Raw genomic sequence first — 21,458 nt, 5'->3', positions numbered from 1 at the left:
TTTCTTCCCTGCTTTCGAACTTTTGTTGAAGCCGCGCTTTGGACGGATGATTGACGGGCCTTCGCGACGGCGTCAACCGCCTCGCCGAATTGTGTCGCGGCCCAGGTCAGTCGGCTCTGATATCAATTGGCGCTTCAATCTTCACCATCTCGAAATCGGAAACCAGGATGTCGAGCCGAGCGTTCCAGCGGCCGGGCAGCGGGATGACGAGATCGTCGACGCGCCAGGTGCCGTCGCCGCGTTTCGTCCCCGGCCGCTTGATCGGCTCGATGCCGGAATCCGGCTTCGACAGCACCAAGGTCACCTGCTTGGCATCCATCGGGCCGAAATCGCCGGTCATGATCACCATCGAGGCGGCAACCTGGCCGGCATGGCCGGGCGTGATGCTGAGATCGGCCATCGCCTGCAGGGTGTGGATGTGGATCGAGGCCGGCCGCGCTGCGGCGATCGCCAGCGCGCGTGGCGGCGGCGTGAAGCGCCAGCCGGCGGCGACGCCGAAGATGGCAAGCACGATCAGCGTCTCGATGCCGATCGAACGCACCAGCCGCCGCTGCACTTCCGTGTCGCCCGTTTCGGCCGGCGCGGTCAGCGTCCATCGGTTGACGGAGGCAAGGGTGAACAGGAACAAAAGCAGGGCCAGTTTCAGCAGCAGCAGGCGGCCATAGGCGGTGTTGATGAGCGCTGCCGGTTCGCGCACTTGGATGATCGCCAGCACGATGCCGCTTATCGCAAGCACGGCAACCACGGGCAGGATCGCGCGCGAAAACCGGCGCAAGAAGATTTTGGCCTCCGCCGGCTGATAGCGCAACGCAAGGCCGAGCGGCGCGAGCGCGCCGCTCCAGAAGGCGATGGCTGTGCCATGCAGGAAAACCAGCGGCCGCGTCAGCCATTGCGGCTCGGCGGCGCTGGCGTGGCCGCTTGCCGCAAGCGCCGCGCCCACACCGACGAGCCCGGCGAGCGCAAGCAGCTTGCCAAGAGCGCGCGGTCCGGCGAGGGACAGCAAGGCAAGGCCGAGTGCAATCAGGGCGGCAAGCACCGTGCAGCCGAAGCTGGTGGCAAGCGCGGTCTCCCACACGATGGGCGCCGCAAACCGGGCGAGCGGCGCGCCGAGCGCGTCCAACCCCTGAAATCCGAGCGAGAACGGGGCGGCGGCCAGTCCGCACAGAAGAGCGCCGATAACGAAACCCTGGCCGCAGCGACAGTCTCCAGCGAGCCAGGCGAGCGCGAAGGCGCCGCCGGCGCCGAGGAACAGCCCGGCATAGAGAAGGAGCTTACCCATCCAGATTGCCGTGCGCAGCGACAAATCGACGGCTTCGCCCGCTACCGGCGCAGCACTTGGCGCGCCGACGGAAAACAGCGCCGAGCCGCCGACCGGATGGCCGTCGACCGAAATCACCCGCCAGCTCAGCACATGCGTGCCGGATTTGAGCCTTTCCGGATTATCGATCTCGACGGTCTGATCGTTGAGCCGGAAGGAGGTCAGCGAAAGTTGCGTGCCGTCCGGCCGCACCAGAGTGAGCACCAGGGGCGAAACCGGCTCGCTGAAGGTCAGCGAGAATCGCGCGGGACTCTGCGACAGCACCGCGCCATCGGGCGGATCGGTCGCGACCAAGGCCGCATGCGCGAGGGCGCGGCCGGGTAGCACCAGCAGCAGCACGAGTACGAAAGCCGCGAACAGGCCGCTGGCGACTGGCCCGATGCGCATGCCCGTCAGGCGGATTGGGAAAGTTGCTGCTGCGTTCATGCGGTCTTTCGAGAAGGGACGGCGCGCCCGAATGGGACGCGCCATCGAGAGATCATTTCTTCGGCAGCAATTTGATGCCGGGCGCCGGATTTTCCAGTGCATCCTCATCCTGTCCCGCCGCCGGAATCTCGATCCAGCGATCGGCGGCATCGCCGCATTCCTGGACCACCGGGAAATAGAGCATCTGGCCGGCCGGAAGATCGGCGGCGAGCGAAGCACGGAAAATGAACTCGTCATAGAATTCGTCCGGCAGGTTGCCGCCGCTCCAGTCGACTTCCTTGACGCCGGTGGTCAGCGTCTCGCCATAGAGCTGGTAGGATTTCTCGTATCGGCCTTTCTTGGTCTGCAGCGTCCAGCCGGGCTTTGGCATCGGCTTGACCGAAATGACGCCTTCCGGAATCTGCACGCGCACCGCGGTCGTCGCCTTGCCCTCACAGCCATGCGGCACGCGCAGGACGGCCTTATAGGTCGAGCCGACGGCCGCTTCCTGGGTTTCGAGCGTGATGTGCGCAAGCGTGGCGTTTGTCCCGAGCGCCAGAACCGCGCCCACCGCCAAAAGATACTTCTTCATGAATTGTCCCTCTAATTTCGAAATGATCACTCGGCGTGATCGTCCATGCTGCCCATCTCGCCCATGCCCTCGACGGCGAACTCGACTTTGACGCTGCCGGCCTTCTCGAAGGTCAGCGTGGCAGGGAATTTCTCGCCCTGCTTGGGCTGTCGCTTCAGGCCGATGAACATCAGGTGATAGCCACCCGGCTTCAGTGCGACCTTGCCGCCGGCCGGGATCACGAGCCCGCCGCTCACCGGCCGCATAGTCATGACGCCGTCCTTGACACTCATCTCATGCAATTCGGCCTTGTCGGAGATGTCGGAGGAAATCGACAGCAGCCGGTCGGGCGAGCCGCCCTTGTTGGTGACGGTGAAATAGCCGCCGGCCACCTTGGCGCCGGGCGGCGTTGCGCGGGACCACGGGTGCCCGACTTCCAGGTCACCGGCCTTGAATTCATGCGCCTGGGCGCCGGGAACGCATGCGAACAGAAGAAGAGCGAACACGGCAAGGCCGAGCCGTTCGAAACCGCGCGGACGAGCTTGCGCTCGCGCGGCGGGAAGAAGATTGGACATGGTTGCTCCATGAGTATGAGATCGCGCCGTGATCCGGCCGCGAGCAGTCTGATCTTGGATGAATGCGCCTGCGAAAGGTTTCGCGGGTTTTTGTCAGACTGCGGCCGGCGGCGCGCGCGGATTGGCCGGAGAGCGGTCGCGGGCAAAATCGAGATGCCGAAAGGCGAAAGGCGGGAAAGCGACCGCGTCGAACACCAGCACCCTGACGGGCGCACGGGTATCCGGCGGCGGCAGATGCGCCGGCGAAACCAGGCTGCAGCCAGCCAAGCAGCAAGCCGGCATATGCTGCCGGTGCGGATCGCCGCCCGGAAGCTTGACCGCCCCGTCATGGGTGCAGATGACGTTGCCGAAGGCATCAAGCTGCGAAGGAGCGCCAAAGGCGAAGGCGCCAAGCGCCGACTGAAGCAACAGCAGCAGCGCCGCGACGAACGCGGCCGGCATGCTCCATCGTCTCAGCCGGATATCCAAATGACCTGCCTCTTTCCAGCAATTCCACCGAGCCTAGCATGGGGGCGGCGGCCGGAAAATCGTCAAAACCGGGCTGCGGCAACGCGGCGCGACGCGCCTGATCAGGCGGGCTGCACCTGCCGCCCTTCCGGAATTGAGCTCAACAGCGTCTGGCGCGCCGACTTCAGGTGCTTGCGGCAGGCGGCGTCCACCTTGGCGGGATCGCGCGATTTCAGCGCCGCGATATAGGCCAGATGCTCCTGGACTGCGACCTCGTTGCGCTCGCGTTCCTGCGCCTTGTTCCATTGGTAGTGGTAGTGGAAGATCATCGCGATCACATCGTAGAAATCGACGATGAAGCGGTTGTGCGAGGCGCGGTGGATCAGCCGGTGGAAGCGCTCATCGAGCTCGGAGAATTCGTTGAAGCGCGTCGCGATCTCGTTCGCCAGTTGGCGATGTTCGATCTCCAGCCGGTCGAGATCGGCCCAGACCGCGCTATCCTGCGGCAGCGCGACGAAGGCAGCCGCCGAACGCAGCTCGAACATCTCGCGGATCTCGGTCAGCTCAAGCGCGAAAGCGCGGGTGAAGCCCTTGAGCACCCAATGGCTGTTGCGCCGCTTCTCGATCAGGCCGAAGCGCGAGAAGCGGATCAGGAATTCGCGCACGCTGGTGGTGCCGACGCCGATCTCGCGCGCCAGCTCGAGCTCGTTGATCTGCATGCCCGCTTCCGCGCCGCCGGCGAGCAGCCGGCGCATGAAGGAGCGCTCGATGATCTCGGCCAGCGAGTCGGTCTCTTCCTCGGGGAAGAAATCTTCCGCCTTCGGCGCCCGCAGCACCGTTTTGTTGCGCTTGTTCCAGGCGATCAGCCCGGTTTCTTCCATGCGCGAAAGAATGCTGCGCACCGTGGTGCGGCTGACGCCGAGCAGCATTCCGAGCTCGGGCTCGGACGGCAGGCTCCTGGTTTCGTCGAGCAGCCGCAGTCCGCGGTTGAAGGCGTCCTTGTAGACGTTGTTGCTCTTCGACATGCCCGTATCCCCAACGCTTGCGGCAGCCGGCCGGAAGCGCAATATGATCGGTGTTCCTAGCGCAAGCCTCCGAAATGCGGAACGAATTTCGCCGGCTTTATCTAACGGGCGGCCACGCACCCAAGGGCGCGGCGCGCGATGAAAAAACAATTGACGCAAAAATGTTTTTTCACGATAAAAGACATTATCCTCAAACGGGCGCATGTCAATCCGCCCACACTCCCAGGTTTACCCAGGACAGCCGCCCGTGAACGCCGCAAGCACCATTCTTCTTTCCCCCGCCGACAATGTCGCGGTCGCCAATGGCCGCATCGAGATCGGTGCGGCGCTGCCCGGCGGCGCGGTTGCGGTGGCGGCGATCGACCCTGGGCACAAGGTGGCGATCAAGCCGATCGCGGCGGGCGAAGCGGTGGTGAAATATGCGCAGGCGATCGGCCGCGCCACTCAAGCCATCGCGCCGGGCGAGCACGTCCACTCGCACAATCTGGTGTTCGAGAGTGGCCGCCTGCCGGTGGTGCCGCCGAGCGAGGCCGAGCACGCCACCGAAGCGGACCGCAAGCGCACCTTCATGGGCTATCGCCGCGCCGATGGTCGCGCCGGAACGCGCAACTTCATCGGCATCATCGCCAGCGTCAATTGCTCGTCCACCGTCTGCCATGCGATCGCCGACGAGGCCAATCGCACGCTTTTGCCGAAATATCCCGGCATCGACGGTTTCGTGCCCATCGTCCACGGCCAGGGCTGCGGCATGAGCGCCACCGGCGACGGCATGATGGTGCTGCACCGCACGCTGGCCGGCTATGCTCGCCACCCGAATTTCGGCGGCGTGCTGATGGTCGGTCTGGGCTGCGAGGTTAACCAGCTCACCCTTTATGGCCAAAAGGGCGTCGCGGCGGGAAAGCGGCACTTCAACATCCAGGAGGCCGGCGGCTCGCGCAAATCCGTCGAGCGGGCGATGGGCGTGCTGGCCGAGATCGCCGAGGAGGTCGGCCAGTTGCAGCGCGAACCGATCCCGGTCAGCGAGATCGTCGTCGGCCTGCAATGCGGCGGCTCGGACGGCATGTCCGGCATCACCGCCAATCCGGCGCTGGGGGCGGCGGTCGATATTCTGGCCGGCTGCGGCGGCATCGGCATCCTGTCCGAGACGACCGAGATCTACGGCGCCGAGCATCTGCTTGCCTATCGCGCCGCCTCGCCCGAGATCGCAGCCAAGCTCGACGGCTTTGTGAAATGGTGGGAGGACCATACAGCCAAGCACGGCGCCTCGATCGACAACAATCCCTCGCCGGGCAACAAGCGCGGCGGCCTGACCACCATCCTGGAGAAGTCGCTGGGTGCTGTTGCCAAGGGCGGTCAGACGCCGCTCAACGGCGTCTTCGGTTACGCCGAGAAGGTCAGCGGCAGCGGCTTGGTGTTCATGGACACGCCCGGCTACGATCCGGTCTCGGCCACCGGCCAGGTGGCCGGCGGCGCCAATGTCATCGTCTTCACCACCGGCCGCGGCTCCTGCTTCGGCTGCCGTCCGACGCCGTCGATCAAGGTCGCCACGAACTCGACCATGTACCACCAGATGGAAGAGGACATGGACGTCAATTGCGGTGTCATCGCTTCCGGCGAGAAGACGATCGCCGGCATGGGCCGCGAGATCTTCGAGCTAATCATCGAGACGGCGTCCGGACGCAAGACCAAGAGCGAGGCGTTCGGCTACGGCGACAACGAGTTCGTGCCCTGGCATCTCGGCGCGACGCTCTAAATAGTCGAAACGACCGCCGGTCGAACGGCAAAGGGAGGCTTTGATGAACAAACGCCGGATCGGCGCGACCGCGCTCGAAGTCACCGAGGTCAGCTTCGGCGGCGCCGCCATCGGCGGCCTTTATCGCGCCTGTCCGCGCGAGCCCGCAATGGAAACGCTGCAAGCGGCCTGGGACGGCGGGCTGCGTTACTTCGACACCGCGCCCTTCTACGGCTTCGGCCTGTCGGAGCGGCGCACAGGCGATTTCCTGCGTGAGAAGCCGCGCTCCTCCTATGTGCTCTCGACCAAGGTCGGCCGCCTGTTCCGGCCGGTGCCGGAGGACCAGGTTCCCGATCACTCCTATGTCGACCCGCTGCCCTTCGCGCTCGATTACGACTATTCCTATGACGGCATCATGCGCTCGGTGGATTTTTCCTACGCGCGGCTCGGCCTCAACAAGATCGACATCCTGTTCGTCCACGACATCGGCGTCTACACGCATGGCGTCGAGAAGACGAAGCTGCATTTCCGTCAGCTGATGGACGGCGGGCTGAAGGCGCTGGAGGAGCTGAAATCGTCCGGCACGATTTCCGCCTACGGTCTTGGCGTCAACGAGGTCCAGATCTGCCTTGACGTGCTTCGCCGCGCGCCGCTCGACTGCATCCTGCTCGCCAGCCGCTATTCGCTGCTTGATCGCAGCGCCGAGGCCGACCTGCTGCCGCTTTGCCGCGAGCGGCGGACTTCGCTGATCATCGGCGGCGTCTTCAACTCGGGCATATTGGCGACGGGACCGGTGCATGGCGCGCATTTCGACTATCTGCCGGCGAGCAAGGATATTCTCGACCGCGTCAGCGCAATGGAGCGCATCGCCATCGGAGGTGGCTATCCGCTGGCCGCTGCCGCGTTCCAATTCCCTCTGCACGAGCCTGTCGTTGCCTCGGTGCTGACCGGCACCGCCAAGCCCGCTAATCTGACGCGCAATCTCGAACTGCTGGATGTCAAGGTAGCGGCGGCGGAATTTGCCAAATACGATCCTTATACGATCGTCCAGCAGCTTGGCTGAGATGCGGAGATCCAGCAGACCGATCAGCTGCCACGCCATCACGCAAACGGCATGAGACACCGCTTGCATCGATCAGGGCAATGCACTATCAAAATCGAGCAAATGTTTTTTATTGATAAAGTTCTGTTTGGCTTGCGCCTATCCAGATGGAGCTTCCGAACCTTCACCGGGCGATTTTAGGGAGGAACCTAATGAAATTCGTAACCAGCCTTCTCAACCGCCGCGCCTTCGTGGCTTTAGCCGCCGCCTCAATGCTCGCCGGTGCGATGCATTCGGCACCCGCCTCGGCGGCCGACGTGACCATCCCAATCATCGTCAAGGACACGACTTCGTTCTACTGGCAAATCGTGCTGGCCGGCGCCCGCAAGGCCGGCAAGGATCTCGGCATCAACGTGCCGGAGCTCGGCGCCCAGGCCGAAACCGACGTCAACGGTCAGATCTCGATCCTCGAGAACGCCGTCGCCGGCAATCCGGCCGCGATCGTGATCGCGCCGACCGAGGCCAAGGCGCTCGGCAAGCCGATCGACGAGGCGGCGACCAAGGTCAAGGTCATCGGCATCGACTCCAGCGCCGAATCCAAGGCCTTCACCTCCTTCCTCACCACCGACAACGTCCAGGGCGGCCGTGTCGCGGCTGACGGTCTCGCTGCCGCGATCGGCGCCGCCAATGGCGGCAAAGTCGAGGGCAAGGTTGCGCTGATCACCGCGCTGCCCGGCGCCGGCTCGCTCGAGCAGCGCGCGCAAGGGTTCAAGGAACAGCTCAAGGCGAAATATCCCGGCCTCGAACTGGTCGCCGACAAATATGCCGACGGTCAGGCCACCACCGGCCTCAACATCGCGACCGACCTGATCACCGCCAATCCGGACCTCAAGGGCATCTTCGCCTCGAACCTGATCATGGCGCAGGGCGTTGGCCAGGCGATCGCCGAGAACAACCTCGCCGGCAAGGTGGCGCTGATCGGTTTCGACAGCGACGAGAAGCTGATCAAGTTCCTCAACGACGGCGTCATCTCCGGCCTCGTCGTCCAGGATCCATACCGGATGGGCTACGACGGCATCAAGACCGCCTTAGCCGCCTCGAAGGGCGAGAAGGTCGAGGCCAATGTCGACACCGGCGCCAATCTCGTGACCAAGGACAACATGAAGGATCCGAAGATCGACGCGCTGCTCAACCCGAAGCTCAACTGATCTTCGCGACATTCGTTTCCGGGGCTTCGCCGCCCCGGAAACATCGCCGCGGACAGTTTGGAAATCCGCCGGCTTACTTTAGGCTCTGCCTTCTAGATGCGCGCCAGACGCATCGCTGCGTATCCAACGGTTGGATCAATCTGGGAGGATTGTTATGACGTCGACGGCGCAGGAACTGCACCCGCCCCCCACGCTGAAACCGGGCAGGACCATCCTCGAGTTGAAAGGCCTGGAAAAGCGCTATCCCGGCACGCATGCGCTGAAGCCGGTGGACCTTGCCTTCAAGTCGGGCGAGATCCACGCCATCGTCGGCGAGAACGGCGCCGGCAAATCGACGCTGATAAAGCTTTTAACCGGCGTCATGCCGCGCACCTCCGGCGAAGTCGTCTGGGAAGGTAAACCCGAGGCGCTGTCCACGCCGCACGAGGCGATGGCGCTCGGCATCAATGCCGTCCACCAGGAGGTCGTGCTTTGCCGCCACCTCACCGTCGCCGCCAACATGTTCCTCGGCGAGGAGAATTCCCGCTTCGGTCTGTTGCAGCAGCGCGCCATGGTGAAGGAAGCGCAGAAGATCATCGATGGGCTCGGCTTCGACCTGCCCGCGCATGTTATGCTCGGCGACCTCACCATCGGCCAGCAGCAGCTGATCGCCGCCGCCCGCGCCACGGTACGCGGGACAAAGTTCCTCATCTTCGACGAGCCGACCGCCTACTTGACCCGCAAGGAGGCCGACCAGCTGTTCAAGCTGATCCGCCGGCTAAAGGGCGAAGGCGTCACCATCATCTATATCAGCCACCGCATGGAGGAGGTGTTCGAGCTTGCCGATCGTGTTTCGGTGCTGCGCGACGGCACGCTCGTCGGCACCCGCAACATAGCCGAGACCAGCGAGCCGGAACTGGTCAAGCTGATGATCAATCGCTCGATCGAGCAGATCTACCACAAGGAGCATTTCACGCCGGGCGCGACGATCGTCGAGACGCGGAATCTCTCCGGCAAGGGTTTCGAGAACGTCTCGGTGAGTGTCCGCGCGGGCGAGATCGTCGGACTTTACGGCTTGATCGGAGCCGGCCGCAGCGAGTTCGTCACCACGCTTTACGGCCGCCACAGGAAGTCGGCCGGTCAGATCCTGTGGCAAGGCAAGGAGGTGCAAGTCAACTCCGAGCATGACGCGATAAGGCTCGGCATGGCCCTCGCCCCCGAAAGCCGCCGCGACCAAGGCCTCTGCCTCAACCTGCCGGTCGGCACGAATCTGAACCTGCCGATCTACAAGCGCATCTCGAGCAATCTTCTGATCTCAGGCTCGCGCGAGAAGGCCGAGGCCGATCGCCAGATAGCCGATCTCAGGATCAAGACGCCGACCCGCCACGCGCTGGCCTCCAGCCTGTCGGGCGGCAACCAGCAGAAGATCGTCATCGGCAAATGGCTGGCGCATGGCGCCAAGCTGTTCATCTTCGACGAGCCGACGGTCGGCGTCGATGTCGGCACCAAGGCCGAGATTTACCGGCTGTTCTCGACGCTTCTGTCCAAGGGCGCCGGCATCATCCTGATCTCGTCCTACCTGCCGGAAGTCTACGAGCTCGCCGACACGCTGCATGTGTTCCGCCGCGGCAAGCTGGTCGCCACGCATGGCTTCCGCACCGCCAGCCATGAGGACATTTTGGGCCAAGCGCTGGCCGAGAAACAAGAAAAGACGGGAGGACAAAAATGAGCACCGAGGCGATCCCCGCCGAAAAGCCGAAGCGCAATTACAACGCCCTGTTCGGGCTGACGCTGCTCGGCTTGTTGCTTTTGATGTGGATCGTGCTGGCGGTCGCCACACCCTCCTTCGCCACGACGCTCAACATCACCAATCTTTTGCGTCAGGGTTCGCTGATCGCCATCCTCGCGGTCGGCCAGACCTTCGTCATCATCACCGGCGGCATCGACCTCTCGGTCGGTGCCGTGGTCGGCTTCACCACCGTCATTGTAGCGCTTCTGATCAATGCCGGCTGGCCGATCTGGGCGGCTGTGCTCATTACCTTGCTCGCCGGCGTCGCCATCGGCCTGTTCCACGGCTTCGGCATCGTCAAGATGGGCCTGCCGCCCTTCATCATCACCCTGGCCACGATGACGTCGCTGCGCGGCATCGGCCTCTTGATGACCAACGGCAATTCGATCTCGATCAACAGCGACCCTTTCCAGGCCTTCTCGCGCGGCTCGGTTCTCGGCATCCCCTATCTGTTCTGGATGGTGATCCTGGTCGCCATACCGTCCTACGTGTTCCTGCACCACACGCGCTGGGGCCGCTATTTATTCTCGGTCGGCTCCAATGCGGAGGCCGCGCGCCTTTCCGGCGTGAACGTGCCGCGCACCATCTTCATGGCCTATATCCTGTCCGGCCTGCTCGCGGCTTTCGTGGGTGTGCTGCTTGCCTCGCGCATCGGCATCGGCAACCCGACCCAGGGCGACACCTATGAGCTGCAGGCTATCGCCTCGTCGGTGATCGGCGGCACCTCGCTGTTCGGCGCCATCGGCTCGGTGCATGGACCGCTGATCGGCTCCTTCATTCTTTCGACGATCAACAACGGCGCCAACCTGCTCAACGTCAACACCTTCTGGCAGCGCGTCATCACCGGCCTGCTGATCATCGTCATCGTCTACTTCGACGGCCTGCGCCGTCGCGGCAAGTAATCGTTCCTGAAATGACGCGCCGGCCCCGATCGAGCGGGGCCGACGCCCCTTAAACACTGGATCAGCGCATGAAAGCCGTCGTCTGCCGCTCGCCTGGCGACCTTGTTCTCGAAGACCGCGCCGAACCCGGCGCGCCGCCGCCCGGCTGGGCGCGCATCGCAGTCAGCCATGTCGGCATCTGCGGCACCGACTATCACATCTTCGAAGGCAAGCACCCGTTCCTCGCCTATCCGCGCATCATGGGCCACGAGGTCTCGGGCACGGTCGTCGAGCGAGGTGAAGGCGTCGAGCTTGCCATCGGCGAGCCGGTGATCATCAACCCCTATCTCGCCTGCGGCAAATGCGTTGCCTGCCGGCACGGCAAGCCGAACTGCTGCGTGCAGATCGAGGTGCTTGGCGTCCATCGCGACGGCGCCATGTGCGACGAGATCCTGGTGCCGGCGCAAAACCTTTATCCAGCAAATGGCCTATCGCTGGCCGATGCCGCCGCCGTCGAATTCCTGGCCATCGGCGCACACGCCGTGCGGCGCTCGCTGAGTGCGCCCGGCCAGCGCACGCTGGTCATCGGCGCCGGTCCGATCGGCCTTGGCACGGCACTGTTCGCCCGCATCGCCGGCCTCGATGTCAGCCTGCTCGACATGAGCACCGAACGGCTCGATTTCGCCGAAAGCGAGCTCGGCTTTGCCGCACTCGACGGCTCGAAAGCGCCGGCTGCCGATCTGGTGCGGCAGGCGTCCGACGGCGAAGGCTTCGACCTTGTGTTCGACGCCACCGGCAACACGCAGTCGGTGCAGTCCGCCTTCACCCATGTCGCGCATGGCGGAGCGCTGGTGCTGGTCAGCGTCGTCAAGGACGACATCACCTTCTCCGATCCCGAGTTTCACAAGCGCGAGATGACGCTGGTCGGCAGCCGCAATGCGCTCAGAGCAGACTTCGACCATGTCGCCGCCTCGATCCGCAACGGCGCCGTGCCGCTGGAGAAACTCGTCACCCACCGCACGACCCTTGCCGATACGCCGCGCGATCTAGCGCGCTGGGCGCACGAAAAATCCGGGTTGATCAAAGCGGTTATCGAGGTCGGATAGGGAGGCCCGACCCGCCCGTGGATGACGACTCAGTGGTTGTCGCCCTTGATGACGGATGTCGAAGGCTAGTCGGAGGCGACTGGCGTCCATGAGCGGTTGTTGCGCCATGCGCTGGCCAAGTCCGGCGTGCCGTTCTCGCCGCACAACCCGGCACACACCCACCACTATGCGAAGTCGACAAGACGGCGCGCCAAGACCGATCGTCTCGATGCCGCACAAACCTCGCAGCCCGCTCAGGGTCCAAGAACTGGCCATCATCGCCGTTGCAAGGAAGCTCCTGGTCGTCCTCAATGCCATCATTCGAGACAAAACAGCCTTCGCATGAACACAGTAATGCCGTTCCCTAAGCCGTAGAATGCAGCCGGTGCAGAATTGCATCGTGGCGGAGCGTCGACGTCACGGAATGGATCCTCGGGTCTCGGCGTCCGCTTCGCTCCCGCTCCGCCCGTGGATGACGAATGGAGAGGGCGTTTAAGCGGCAGCCTTCCACCCATCTCTGATATGCCGATACCCTTCGCGATAAACTGCCTCCGGGCTCTCTGCGAAATCCCGCCACACCTTGGTCGCAGCCGCCAGATCCTTCAGTGATCGGCCGAACGACTCGATCGTAAGCCAATCGTCATAGCCGCTCTTGCGGATCGCCGCGAAAGTTTCCTTCCAGGGGATGTTGCCGCGCCCCGGCACGCCGCGGTCGTTTTCCGAGATGTGGATGTGGACGACGTTCCGGCGATTGCGCGTATAGGCGCCGATCGGATCGGCCTCCTCGATATTGGCGTGAAAAGTGTCGTACATCGCCTTGATGTGCGGCCGGTCGATCGCGTCGACATGCTCGGACAGGTCGTCCATCGTGTTGACCAGATAGCACTCGAAGCGGTTCAGCGCCTCAAGCCCGATGGTGACGTCCCTCTTGCCGGCATGATCGCCAATGGCCCGCTGCGAGGCGACCGAGCGCTTCTTCTCGGCCGCTGTCGGCCCGCTGCCGGAAAAGGCGCCCAGCGTGGAATGCAGCGGCCCGCTCAGCCTGTCCGCGCCGAGCGCCGCGCTGCAGTCGATCGCCCATTTCATGTAATCGATGCCGGCCTTGCGCGTCGCGGCATCCGCAGAGATCAGGTTCATCGCCGGATCTCCCATCGCCGAGACCGCGGTGCGCTCCAGTCCGATGCGATCGAGCATCTCGCCGAGCTTCTTGTAGTCATCCGGTTCGCCCGCGAAGACCGGTATCTCGACGCCGTCGAAGCCGGTTGCCTTGATGTCCTTCAGCAGCGCCTCGTGCTTTTTCGAGACGCTCGTCGTCCACAAGAACATGCACATGCCGATTTTCATCGACACCCCTCCTCTGCGGCCAACCACTTGCGCTAGCGGGTCACACTCCCCCTCATCCGGCCCGTGCCGTCGCCGAGCCCGCCTTTATAGCCTCGTCCACGCCCCGTTCTTCCTCGACGACTTCACGCACGCCTCGATGAAGGCCATGCCTTCGACGCCGTCCGCGATCGTCGGGAAGGCGACATCCTTGGCAAGCTTGCCGCCCTTTTTGCGCGCCGCGCGGATGGCGCGGGCCGCTTCCTGGTAGATATTGGCGAAGCCTTCGAGATAGCCCTCCGGATGGCCGGAGGGCACGCGGCTGACGCGCGCCGCTACCGGCATCGCGCCGGCGCCCGCCCGGGTCAGCAACTGCTTCGGCTGGCCGAAGGGCGTGTACCAAAGATAGTTCGGGTCGGCCTGGACCCATTCGAGCCCGCCCTTCGAGCCGTAGATGCGCAGCTTCAGCCCGTTCTCGTGGCCGGGCGCCACCTGGCTCGCCCAGATCATGCCCTTGGCCGGATGCTTGTTGCCGACCGGCTTGAAGCGCAACAGCACATTGACGTTGTCGTCGAGCTGGCGTCCCGGCACGAAGGCGTCGAGGTCGGCCGAAAGGGAATCCAGCTCGAGCCCCGAGACGAAGCGGGCGAGGTTGTAGGCGTGCGTGCCAATGTCGCCGAGCGCGCCGCCGGCGCCGGCCTGCTTGGGGTCGGAGCGCCATGAGGCCTGCTTCTGACCGGTCGCGGCGAGGTCTTCGGTCAGCCAGTCCTGCGGATATTCCGACTGCACGATGCGGATGTCGCCGAGCATGCCCTTGGCCACCATCTCGCGCGCCTGCCGCACCATCGGATAGGCTGTGTAGTTGTGGGTGAGCACGAACACCTTTCCAGCCTTCTCGACCAGTGCGGCAAGCTTCTTCGCCTCGGCGAGCGAGGTCGCGAGCGGCTTGTCGCAGATGACGTGGATACCCGCCTCCAGGAAGGCTTTGGCCGCCGGCACATGCACATTGTTGGGCGTGACGATCGCCACTGCCTCGATGCCGTCCGGGCGTTTGGCTTCGGCCTTGGCCATCTCGGCATAGGAGCCGTAGCTGCGTGACGGATCGAGCCCGAGTTCTTCGGCCGAGGCCTTCGCGCGCGCCGGGTCCGACGACAGCGCGCCGGCCACCAGCACGAAGTCGTTGTCCATGCGCGCCGCAATCCGGTGCACCGCGCCGATGAAAGCGCCCTGCCCGCCGCCGACCATGCCGTAGCGGATCGGGCCGCCTCCCGTTTCCGATTTCGATGCGCCGACCATGCTTTCGTTCTCCCTCATGTTGGTTAGCTCCCCCTTGAGGGGAGGTCGATCCGCACAGCGGATCGGGTGGGGTCGCCGGGCGTGGATCTCGGCATAAACCGACCCAGCCCGGCCCTTTGGGCCACTCTCCCCTCGAGGGGAGGATAAAGGTGCTAAATCCCCATCATCGCGCGCAGCAGCTTCTTGTCGCTGGTGCCGCCGGCGAAATCATCAAAGGCCCTTTCGGTGACCCGGATGATATGATGCTGGATGAAGGGTGCGCCTTCGGCCGCGCCGTCCTCGGGATGCTTGAGGCAGCATTCCCATTCGAGCACCGCCCAGGAATCGTAGTTGTACTGGGTGAGCTTGGAGAAGATGCCGCTGAAATCGACCTGCCCGTCGCCGAGGGAACGGAAACGCCCGGCCCGGTTCACCCAGCCCTGATAGCCCGAATAGACGCCTTGCCGCCCCGTCGGGTTGAACTCGGCATCCTTGACGTGGAAGGCCTTGATCCGCTCGTGGTAGATGTCGATGAACTCGAGATAGTCGAGCTGCTGCAACAGGAAGTGCGACGGGTCGTAATTGATGTTGCAACGCTTGTGGCCGCCGACCGCGTCGAGGAACATCTCGAAGGTCGCGCCGTCGAACACGTCCTCGCCTGGATGGATTTCGTAGCCGATATCGACGCCGTTCTCATCATAGACGTCGAGGATCGGCTCCCAGCGCTTGCCAAGCTCGGCAAACGCTTCCTCGATCAGCCCAGGCGGCCGCTGTGGCCACGGATAGAGGTACGGGAAGGCGAGCGCGCCGCTGAAGCTTACCGACGCCTGGAGGCCGAGATTCTTCGATGCTTTGGCGCCGAATTCCATCTGCTCGACCGCCCATTTCTGCCGGGCCTTCGGATTGTTGTGCACCTCGGGTGGCGCAAACCCGTCGAACTGCGCGTCGTAAGCCGGATGCACCGCCACCAACTGCCCCTGCAGGTGCGTCGACAGTTCGGTAATCTCGACGCCGGCTTCAGTGCAGATGCCCTTGACCTCGTCGCAATAGGTTTTCGATGACGCCGCCTTTTTCAGATCGAACAGGCGTCCGTCCCAGGTCGGGATCTGTACGCCCTTGTAGCCGAGCCCGGCCGCCCATTTGGTGATCGAAGCCAGCGAATTGAACGGCGCGGCGTCGCCCGCGAACTGCGCCAGAAACAGGCCGGGACCCTTCATCGTCGTCGGCATCGGCATCCTCCCTCTCTCGTTTTCATGGACCAAGCATAGCGCCGATTGAAGCGAGGGCTAGCCTCTTCGACCGTTCGTCTCGGCGCCGACAAGCAGCGGCATTCTGGTATTACCAAATACGGCTGTTTGGTCAAGCGGCCAGAAACAGCTGGAATGCGATCCGCACGATTGCCGAAAGGTATCTTAATCTATTCAAATCAAAGCATTGACTGATGAGTTGAGCCCAATAGGTGGTCTCCTTGCCGTTACTGTGAATTTGCTGTAGAGGTTCTGTCAGGCCCAATTGGTCGAACCAGTTTCGAGAAAAAACACTGGAACGCCGTGGGGAGGAGATCATGCGACGGGCTCGGTGGAGAACGTCGCGAAAAACGTGACAGGCGAATTCTGGGAAGGACAGACCATGCATCTTTCGACGCACAACTGGATGCGGGCGGAGCCGCTGGAGGTGACGCTGAAGCGCATCAAGAAGTTCGGCTACGAGTCGATCGAGATTTCCGGTGAGCCCGAGCAGTACAAAACCAAGGAAACGCGCGCGCTCCTGAAGGAGCACGGCATACGTTGCTGGGGTTCGGTGACGCTGATGCTGGGCGAACGCAACCTTGCCGCCAAGAACCAGGGCCAGCGCGAGCGATCGGTACAATATGTCAAAGACGTGCTGACCATGGTGAGCGAGCTTGACGGCGAGATCATCACGCTGGTTCCCGCCACCGTCGGCAAGGTGGTGCCCGACGGCACGGAGGCGGAAGAGTGGGGCTGGGTGGTGGACGCCACGCGCGAATGCTTCGCGCATGCCAAGAAGGTCGGCGTCAAGATCGCCGTCGAGCCGCTCAACCGCTTCGAGACCTACCTCTTCAATCGTGGTGCCCAGGCGCTCGCGCTCGCGGATGCGGTGAGCCCGGAATGCGGCGTCTGCCTCGACGCCTACCACATCCATATGGAGGAATTTAACGTCTATGACGCCATCCGCCAGGTCGGCAAGCGCCTCTACGACTTCCATGTCGCCGACAACAACCGCTTCGCCGCGGGTCTCGGCCAGATCGACTGGCCGAAGATCGTCGGCACGCTGAAGGAGATCGGCTATGACGGCGCGCTGACCAACGAGTTCGTCGCGCCGGTCGACCGCACGCCGGCCGCCCCCTATCCGGAGATGGTGGAGCGCAGCCCGGTCGACATCTCGCCCGAGCAGCTCAAATTCATCCAGGATCACGGCTCCAGCGTGCTCACCGAGAAGTTCTACACCGATCAGATGCGCATCACCGCCGAAACGCTGCTGCCGCTGATCAAGTAGACGGTCCGATTTGGAGCTTAGCCCTACCGTCCTGGCCGGGCGGCGGGCCGGGGATCAAGATGCGTATAAAAAGCGTCCAGGCCTGGTGGGTTCGTATACCGATCGAAGTCGCAAAGCAGCATCGCAGCGACTTCGGTCAGGTGACGACGTTCGACGCCGCCATCCTGCGCGTCGAGACCGACGACGGCCTGGTCGGCTGGGGCGAGGGCAAGAACGCCGCCGGCAGCGCCGGCAGCTATGGCGCGCTGGTCCACATGCTGAACCACGAAATTGCGCCGCAGCTCATCGGCCGTGATCCGGCCGATATCGGCATCATCTGGGAGATGCTCTACAACGGCGTGCGACACCACACGGCGGCCCATGCCGGCCATGCCATGCCCCAGCTGGCGCGGCGCGGCATGAGCGTGGCGGCGATCAGCGCGGTCGACATCGCGCTTTGGGACATCCTCGGCAAGTCGCTGGGGCAGCCGGTCTGGCGGCTGCTCGGCGGCCGCAAGGTCGAGCGCATGCAGGCCTATGCCTCGGGCGGCTGGGCGCCAGCCGATACCATCGGCGACCAGCTCAAATCCTATATCGCCAAAGGCGGTTTCAAGGCGCTGAAGATGCGCATCGGCGCCATGGACGGCGCCCCGCATATCTCGGCCGCGCGCGTCCGCGCCGCCAGGGAAGCGATCGGTCCTGACGTCGAACTGATGGTGGACGCGCACGGCACCTACACCGTCGCCGAGGCCAAGCGCTTCATCAGCCTCACCGCCGATCTCGATCTGGCTTGGTTCGAGGAGCCGGTGATCGCCGACGACAAGCACGGTATGGCCGAGGTGCGCGCGTCCGGTTCGACCCCGATCGCCACCGGCGAGAGCGAGGCGACCCGCTATGCCTTTCGCGATCTGGCCGTGCTGAAATCGGCCGACATCTTCCAGCCTGATCCCGCCTTCTGCGGCGGCATCAGCGAGGCGATGAAGATCGGCACCATCGCCAGCGCCTTCAACCTGCGCTTCGCGCCGCATCTGTGGGCCGGCGCGCCCTGCTTCTTCGCCGGACTGCATGTCTGCGCGGCTTCCCCCGCGACCTTCATCGTCGAGTATTCGCTGGGCGCCAATCCGATGATCCACGATCTCGTCGAGGAGACTGTCGAAGCAAAGGACGGTATGATAGCGATCCCTGAAAAGCCCGGATTGGGTTTCACCGTTTCGGAGCGATTCCTGGAGGCGCACGCGCTACGCATTTGACGATGAAAGAAAAGAACCTTCTTGCGGAACTCGCCGCCTATCTGTTCTCCAACTCGGACAAGGAGTCGGGCCGCACGCCGTCGGAGCGCGAGCTGGCGGAGCATTTCGCCGTCAGCCGCGGCCAGATCCGCGAGGCGCTTGCCATCCTCGAAGCGATGCGCATCGTCGAGCGCCGCGCCAAGTCCGGCATCTATATCGATACCAAGCAGGCGAGCGTGGAAGCGTTAGCGCTTTTCGCCCGCGCGGGCCTGCCGCTGGATCCGGTGCAGATCTACGAGACCGTCGAGCTGCGCAAGATCCACGAGATCAAGGCGGCCGAGCTTGCCTGCTCACGCGCCACCGAGGAGAATTTCGAGCGGCTGCGCGAGATCCTGAAGGCTTCCGAGGAGCGCATCGCCGCCGGCGAAGGCCTCGCCAAGGAAGACCGCGAGTTCCACCTCGAGATCGTGCGAGCGACCAAGAACGGCGTCTTTCACAACATCTGCAGCGTCTACTACCTGATGGGCGAGCAGCGCCTGCCGATCTATTTCAACGATCTGGAGCGCAGCATGCGCTCGCATGCCGAACACATCCAGATCTACGAGGCGCTGTTGCGCCGCGACGGCAACCTCGCCCAGGCGCTGATGAGTGCGCACCTGCAAGGGGCCGAGAGCTACTGGAAGGGGATCATCGAAGGTCGCTGGACCGAGCCGAAAAGCGCGGCGCTCGAAAGGGCCTGAGCTTCATGCGCAAGATCCTGTCGACGCACCCGCTACATCCGCGCGCGACAAGCATGCTGGCGGGAGCCGGCCGGCTGGTCGTCGCCTCCGCGCTCGATGCAAAAACGCTGGCTGCCGAGGCGAAAGACGCCGACATCGTCATCGTCCGAGCGCCGCTGCCGCCGGAGCTGTTCGCAGGCGCGTCCCTGTTGCGCGCCGCGATCCGCCATGGCGCGGGACTGGACATGATCCCGGTCGAGGCGGCCACCGCCGCCGGCGTGCTGGTGGCGAACGTGCCGGCCGTCAATGCCCGCTCGGTGGCCGAACATGTGGTGTTCACGGCGCTGGCGCTGCTCAGGCGCTTCCGCATCATGGATCGCGACCTGCGCGCCAAGGGCTGGCTCGCCGGGCGCGAGCACGCCAATTCAACCAGCGAGCTCGCCGGCAAGACGATCGGCATTGTCGGCCTCGGCGCCGTCGGCCAGGCCGTCGGCCACATCGCCGCGCACGGCTTCGACCTCAAGGTCGTGGCGACGACGCGCAGCCTGCGCCCGGCGCCCGAGCGCGTCGGTTTCCTGTCGATAGACGCGCTGGTCGAGCAGAGCGACATCATCGTGCTCTGCTGCCCGCTGACCGAGGAGACGCGCGGCCTGATCAGCCGCGAGCGCATCGCCCGCATGAAGCCCAATGCGCTGTTGATCAATGTCTCGCGCGGGCCGGTGGTCGATGACGAGGCGCTGATTGAAGCGCTGCGAAAAGGCCGTATCGGCGGTGCGGCGCTCGACGTCTTTGCGACCCAGCCGCTGCCGCCGAGCCATCCCTATTTCAGCTTCGACAACGTCATCATCACTCCGCATATGGCCGGCATCACCGAGGAATCGATGATGCGCATGGGCGTCGGCGCTGCGAACGAGGCCTTGCTGGTGCTTGCCGACAAGCTGCCGGTCAACCTGCGGAATCCGGAAGTGATCGAGCGCTACCGTCGGCGCTTTCCGGCCGACTGATTGCGCCGCTGCACCACCTCAACCGCTCAGCAAAGCCTCCACCGCGGCAGCAATTCCGAGCAGACGTCGGTCGTGCCCATGCCTCGCCACCAGCATCAGCCCGGCCGGCAGCTTGGTGCCCGGCATCGGCAGCGAGATTGCACAGAGATCGAACTGGTTGGCGACCTGCGTGTTGCGCAGGAGCAAGCCTTCCGTCCTGTCGCGTAGCGCTTCGTCGCCGGCCATCGCCACGATCGACGGCGCGACCATCGGCACGGTCGGCAGAGCAAGCGCGTCGACCGCTTGCAGCCGTTCCGTCATGGCCGCGACCAGTTCCGCCCGGCGACGGATTGTCCTGATATAGGCGGAAGCGGGAACCGTCCGCGCGCGCGACAAAGGCCCGCTGACATGTGGGTCGACGGGCACCGAGGCCCCGGTCGCCAGCCAGTCGGCATGCACCTCCGCACCCTCCATCGACGCGATCGAGGCGCGCATGGTCGCCGCGCGCATCCCGCCAATGAGGTCATCGATCGATAGATCGGCAACGCGCGCCCCTGCCCGCTCCATCTGGCTGGTGCACGCCTCAAAGGCCGCGGCGACGTCGGCTTGCGTGTCATCAAAGAGCCGGCCGCGCGGAACACCGATGCGCAGACCGGCGAGCGGGATCGGTTGAAGCGCCATCGGCTCCTCCCCCGCCATGATCGCGTCGGCAACCGCGCAATCACCGACGCTGCGGGCGAGCGGCCCGATCGAATCCAGTGTCGCCGACAACGGAAAGGCGCCGTCCAAAGGCACGCGCCGGGCCGTCGGCTTGAAGCCGACGACGCCGTTGAGCGAGGCCGGGATGCGAACCGAGCCGCCCGTGTCCGAGCCGATCGAGATCTGGCTGCTGCCTTCGCCCACCGCAACGCCGGCGCCCGATGAAGAACCGCCCGGGATCAGGCTGGCATCCGCCGCATTGCCCGGTGTGCCGTAGTGCAGGTTGTCGCCGATCGCGGTGAAGGCGAATTCGGTCATGTTGGTCTTGCCGAGGATCACTGCGCCCGCCTGGCGCAGCCGGCGCACGATCGCCGCGTCCTGCGCGGCGGGCTGAGCACCGGCGAGCATCGCCGAGCCTGCCCGGGTCGGCTCGCCGGCGACATCGAACAGATCCTTGATCGACACGACCACGCCATCGAGCGGCCCGAGGCAGACCCCGGCTCTTTGCCGCGCGTCGGCTGCATCCGCTGCGGCGAGCGCCGCCTGCGCATACTGCTTGACGTAGACCTTTTCGTCAGCCGCGCGATTGGCAAGACGTGACAGGATGATTTCGAGACGGTCGCGCACGGATTGCATGTCGATGTCGGACTCCGCAAGGATGCAACGTCTTTTAAGGCAGC

General features: G+C 64.4%; 19 protein-coding genes. 10 read left to right on the top strand and 9 right to left on the bottom strand.

Features of this window, described 5'->3' with window-relative positions:
* Nucleotides 1-106: 106 nt before the first annotated feature.
* The 5 genes from P9217_RS13300 to P9217_RS13280 all read right to left on the bottom strand — a co-directional run bounded on the left by P9217_RS13300 (nucleotide 107) and on the right by P9217_RS13280 (nucleotide 4,341).
* The gene (locus P9217_RS13300; protein ID WP_278087034.1) at nucleotides 107-1,744 is read right to left on the bottom strand and encodes a copper resistance CopC/CopD family protein; all 1,638 of its coding nucleotides are present in this window, start codon (nucleotides 1,742-1,744) and stop codon (nucleotides 107-109) included.
* A gap of 52 nt (nucleotides 1,745-1,796) precedes the next feature.
* Nucleotides 1,797-2,315 carry a YcnI family protein gene (locus tag P9217_RS13295; RefSeq protein WP_067318938.1) on the bottom strand — a complete coding sequence of 173 codons (519 nt, stop codon included), beginning with the start codon at nucleotides 2,313-2,315 and terminating at the stop codon, nucleotides 1,797-1,799.
* A 26-nt stretch (nucleotides 2,316-2,341) separates the two neighbouring features.
* The gene (locus tag P9217_RS13290) at nucleotides 2,342-2,869 is read right to left on the bottom strand and encodes a copper chaperone PCu(A)C (RefSeq protein ID WP_127240079.1); all 528 of its coding nucleotides are present in this window, start codon (nucleotides 2,867-2,869) and stop codon (nucleotides 2,342-2,344) included.
* Between the two features lie 93 nt (nucleotides 2,870-2,962).
* The gene (locus tag P9217_RS13285; protein WP_127247064.1) at nucleotides 2,963-3,310 is read right to left on the bottom strand and encodes a DUF2946 family protein; all 348 of its coding nucleotides are present in this window, start codon (nucleotides 3,308-3,310) and stop codon (nucleotides 2,963-2,965) included.
* Nucleotides 3,311-3,438: 128 nt separating this feature from the next.
* Entirely contained in the window at nucleotides 3,439-4,341 is a 903-nt protein-coding gene (locus tag P9217_RS13280; protein ID WP_278087033.1) for a GntR family transcriptional regulator, read from the bottom strand.
* 247 nt (nucleotides 4,342-4,588) lie between these two features.
* Here P9217_RS13280 and P9217_RS13275 point away from each other — a divergent pair, with 247 nt between their 5' ends.
* The 6 genes from P9217_RS13275 (at nucleotide 4,589) to P9217_RS13250 (ending at nucleotide 12,078) form a co-directional block, all read left to right on the top strand.
* Entirely contained in the window at nucleotides 4,589-6,094 is a 1,506-nt protein-coding gene (locus tag P9217_RS13275; protein WP_067004128.1) for an altronate dehydratase family protein, read from the top strand.
* A gap of 43 nt (nucleotides 6,095-6,137) precedes the next feature.
* Nucleotides 6,138-7,136, top strand: a complete 999-nt coding sequence (locus P9217_RS13270) for an aldo/keto reductase (RefSeq protein ID WP_095800595.1) — start codon at nucleotides 6,138-6,140, stop codon at nucleotides 7,134-7,136.
* Nucleotides 7,137-7,327: 191 nt separating this feature from the next.
* The gene (locus tag P9217_RS13265) at nucleotides 7,328-8,323 is read left to right on the top strand and encodes an ABC transporter substrate-binding protein (RefSeq protein WP_067004132.1); all 996 of its coding nucleotides are present in this window, start codon (nucleotides 7,328-7,330) and stop codon (nucleotides 8,321-8,323) included.
* Between the two features lie 154 nt (nucleotides 8,324-8,477).
* A complete protein-coding gene (locus tag P9217_RS13260) occupies nucleotides 8,478-10,031 on the top strand; it encodes a sugar ABC transporter ATP-binding protein (protein WP_278087032.1) in 1,554 nt (517 codons plus the stop codon).
* Nucleotides 10,028-10,993, top strand: a complete 966-nt coding sequence (locus tag P9217_RS13255) for an ABC transporter permease (RefSeq protein ID WP_127215389.1) — start codon at nucleotides 10,028-10,030, stop codon at nucleotides 10,991-10,993. Before P9217_RS13260 ends, P9217_RS13255 begins: the two co-directional genes overlap by 4 nt.
* A 68-nt stretch (nucleotides 10,994-11,061) precedes the next feature.
* Nucleotides 11,062-12,078: a zinc-binding alcohol dehydrogenase family protein gene (locus P9217_RS13250; RefSeq protein ID WP_095823528.1), complete on the top strand. Its 1,017-nt coding sequence runs from the start codon at nucleotides 11,062-11,064 to the stop codon at nucleotides 12,076-12,078.
* A 471-nt stretch (nucleotides 12,079-12,549) separates the two neighbouring features.
* On the opposite strand, the gene P9217_RS13245 is transcribed toward P9217_RS13250, so the two are convergent.
* From P9217_RS13245 to P9217_RS13235, 3 genes are all read right to left on the bottom strand, one after another.
* Nucleotides 12,550-13,401 (bottom strand): sugar phosphate isomerase/epimerase, encoded by an 852-nt coding sequence (locus P9217_RS13245; RefSeq protein ID WP_278087031.1) that lies wholly within the window; start codon nucleotides 13,399-13,401, stop codon nucleotides 12,550-12,552.
* A gap of 84 nt (nucleotides 13,402-13,485) precedes the next feature.
* Entirely contained in the window at nucleotides 13,486-14,673 is a 1,188-nt protein-coding gene (locus P9217_RS13240) for a Gfo/Idh/MocA family oxidoreductase (RefSeq protein ID WP_127215391.1), read from the bottom strand.
* Between the two features lie 152 nt (nucleotides 14,674-14,825).
* On the bottom strand, nucleotides 14,826-15,881 hold the full coding sequence (locus P9217_RS13235; RefSeq protein WP_127247067.1) for a sugar phosphate isomerase/epimerase: 1,056 nt from the start codon (nucleotides 15,879-15,881) through the stop codon (nucleotides 14,826-14,828).
* 400 nt (nucleotides 15,882-16,281) lie between these two features.
* Between P9217_RS13235 and P9217_RS13230 the strand changes: the two genes are divergently transcribed.
* Genes P9217_RS13230 through P9217_RS13215 form a run of 4 tightly spaced genes read left to right on the top strand, consistent with a single transcriptional unit; the run spans nucleotide 16,282 to nucleotide 20,100 of the window.
* Nucleotides 16,282-17,169, top strand: a complete 888-nt coding sequence (locus P9217_RS13230) for a sugar phosphate isomerase/epimerase (RefSeq protein ID WP_278087030.1) — start codon at nucleotides 16,282-16,284, stop codon at nucleotides 17,167-17,169.
* 59 nt (nucleotides 17,170-17,228) lie between these two features.
* Nucleotides 17,229-18,398 carry a mandelate racemase/muconate lactonizing enzyme family protein gene (locus P9217_RS13225; RefSeq protein ID WP_095800600.1) on the top strand — a complete coding sequence of 390 codons (1,170 nt, stop codon included), beginning with the start codon at nucleotides 17,229-17,231 and terminating at the stop codon, nucleotides 18,396-18,398.
* Nucleotides 18,399-18,400: 2 nt separating this feature from the next.
* Nucleotides 18,401-19,117, top strand: coding sequence for a FadR/GntR family transcriptional regulator (locus P9217_RS13220; RefSeq protein WP_067318961.1), 717 nt, complete (start codon nucleotides 18,401-18,403; stop codon nucleotides 19,115-19,117).
* A 5-nt stretch (nucleotides 19,118-19,122) separates the two neighbouring features.
* Nucleotides 19,123-20,100, top strand: a complete 978-nt coding sequence (locus tag P9217_RS13215; RefSeq protein ID WP_278054021.1) for a hydroxyacid dehydrogenase — start codon at nucleotides 19,123-19,125, stop codon at nucleotides 20,098-20,100.
* A gap of 18 nt (nucleotides 20,101-20,118) precedes the next feature.
* On the opposite strand, the gene P9217_RS13210 is transcribed toward P9217_RS13215, so the two are convergent.
* Entirely contained in the window at nucleotides 20,119-21,414 is a 1,296-nt protein-coding gene (locus P9217_RS13210; RefSeq protein WP_127247071.1) for an amidase, read from the bottom strand.
* Nucleotides 21,415-21,458 lie beyond the last annotated feature (44 nt).

Origin of the sequence: Mesorhizobium sp. WSM4989, from assembly GCF_029625795.1 — a bacterium.
Taxonomy (GTDB): Bacteria; Pseudomonadota; Alphaproteobacteria; order Rhizobiales; family Rhizobiaceae; genus Mesorhizobium.
The sequence above is the reverse complement of the archived record's forward strand: the minus strand, read 5'-3'. Positions and strand labels throughout refer to the sequence as shown.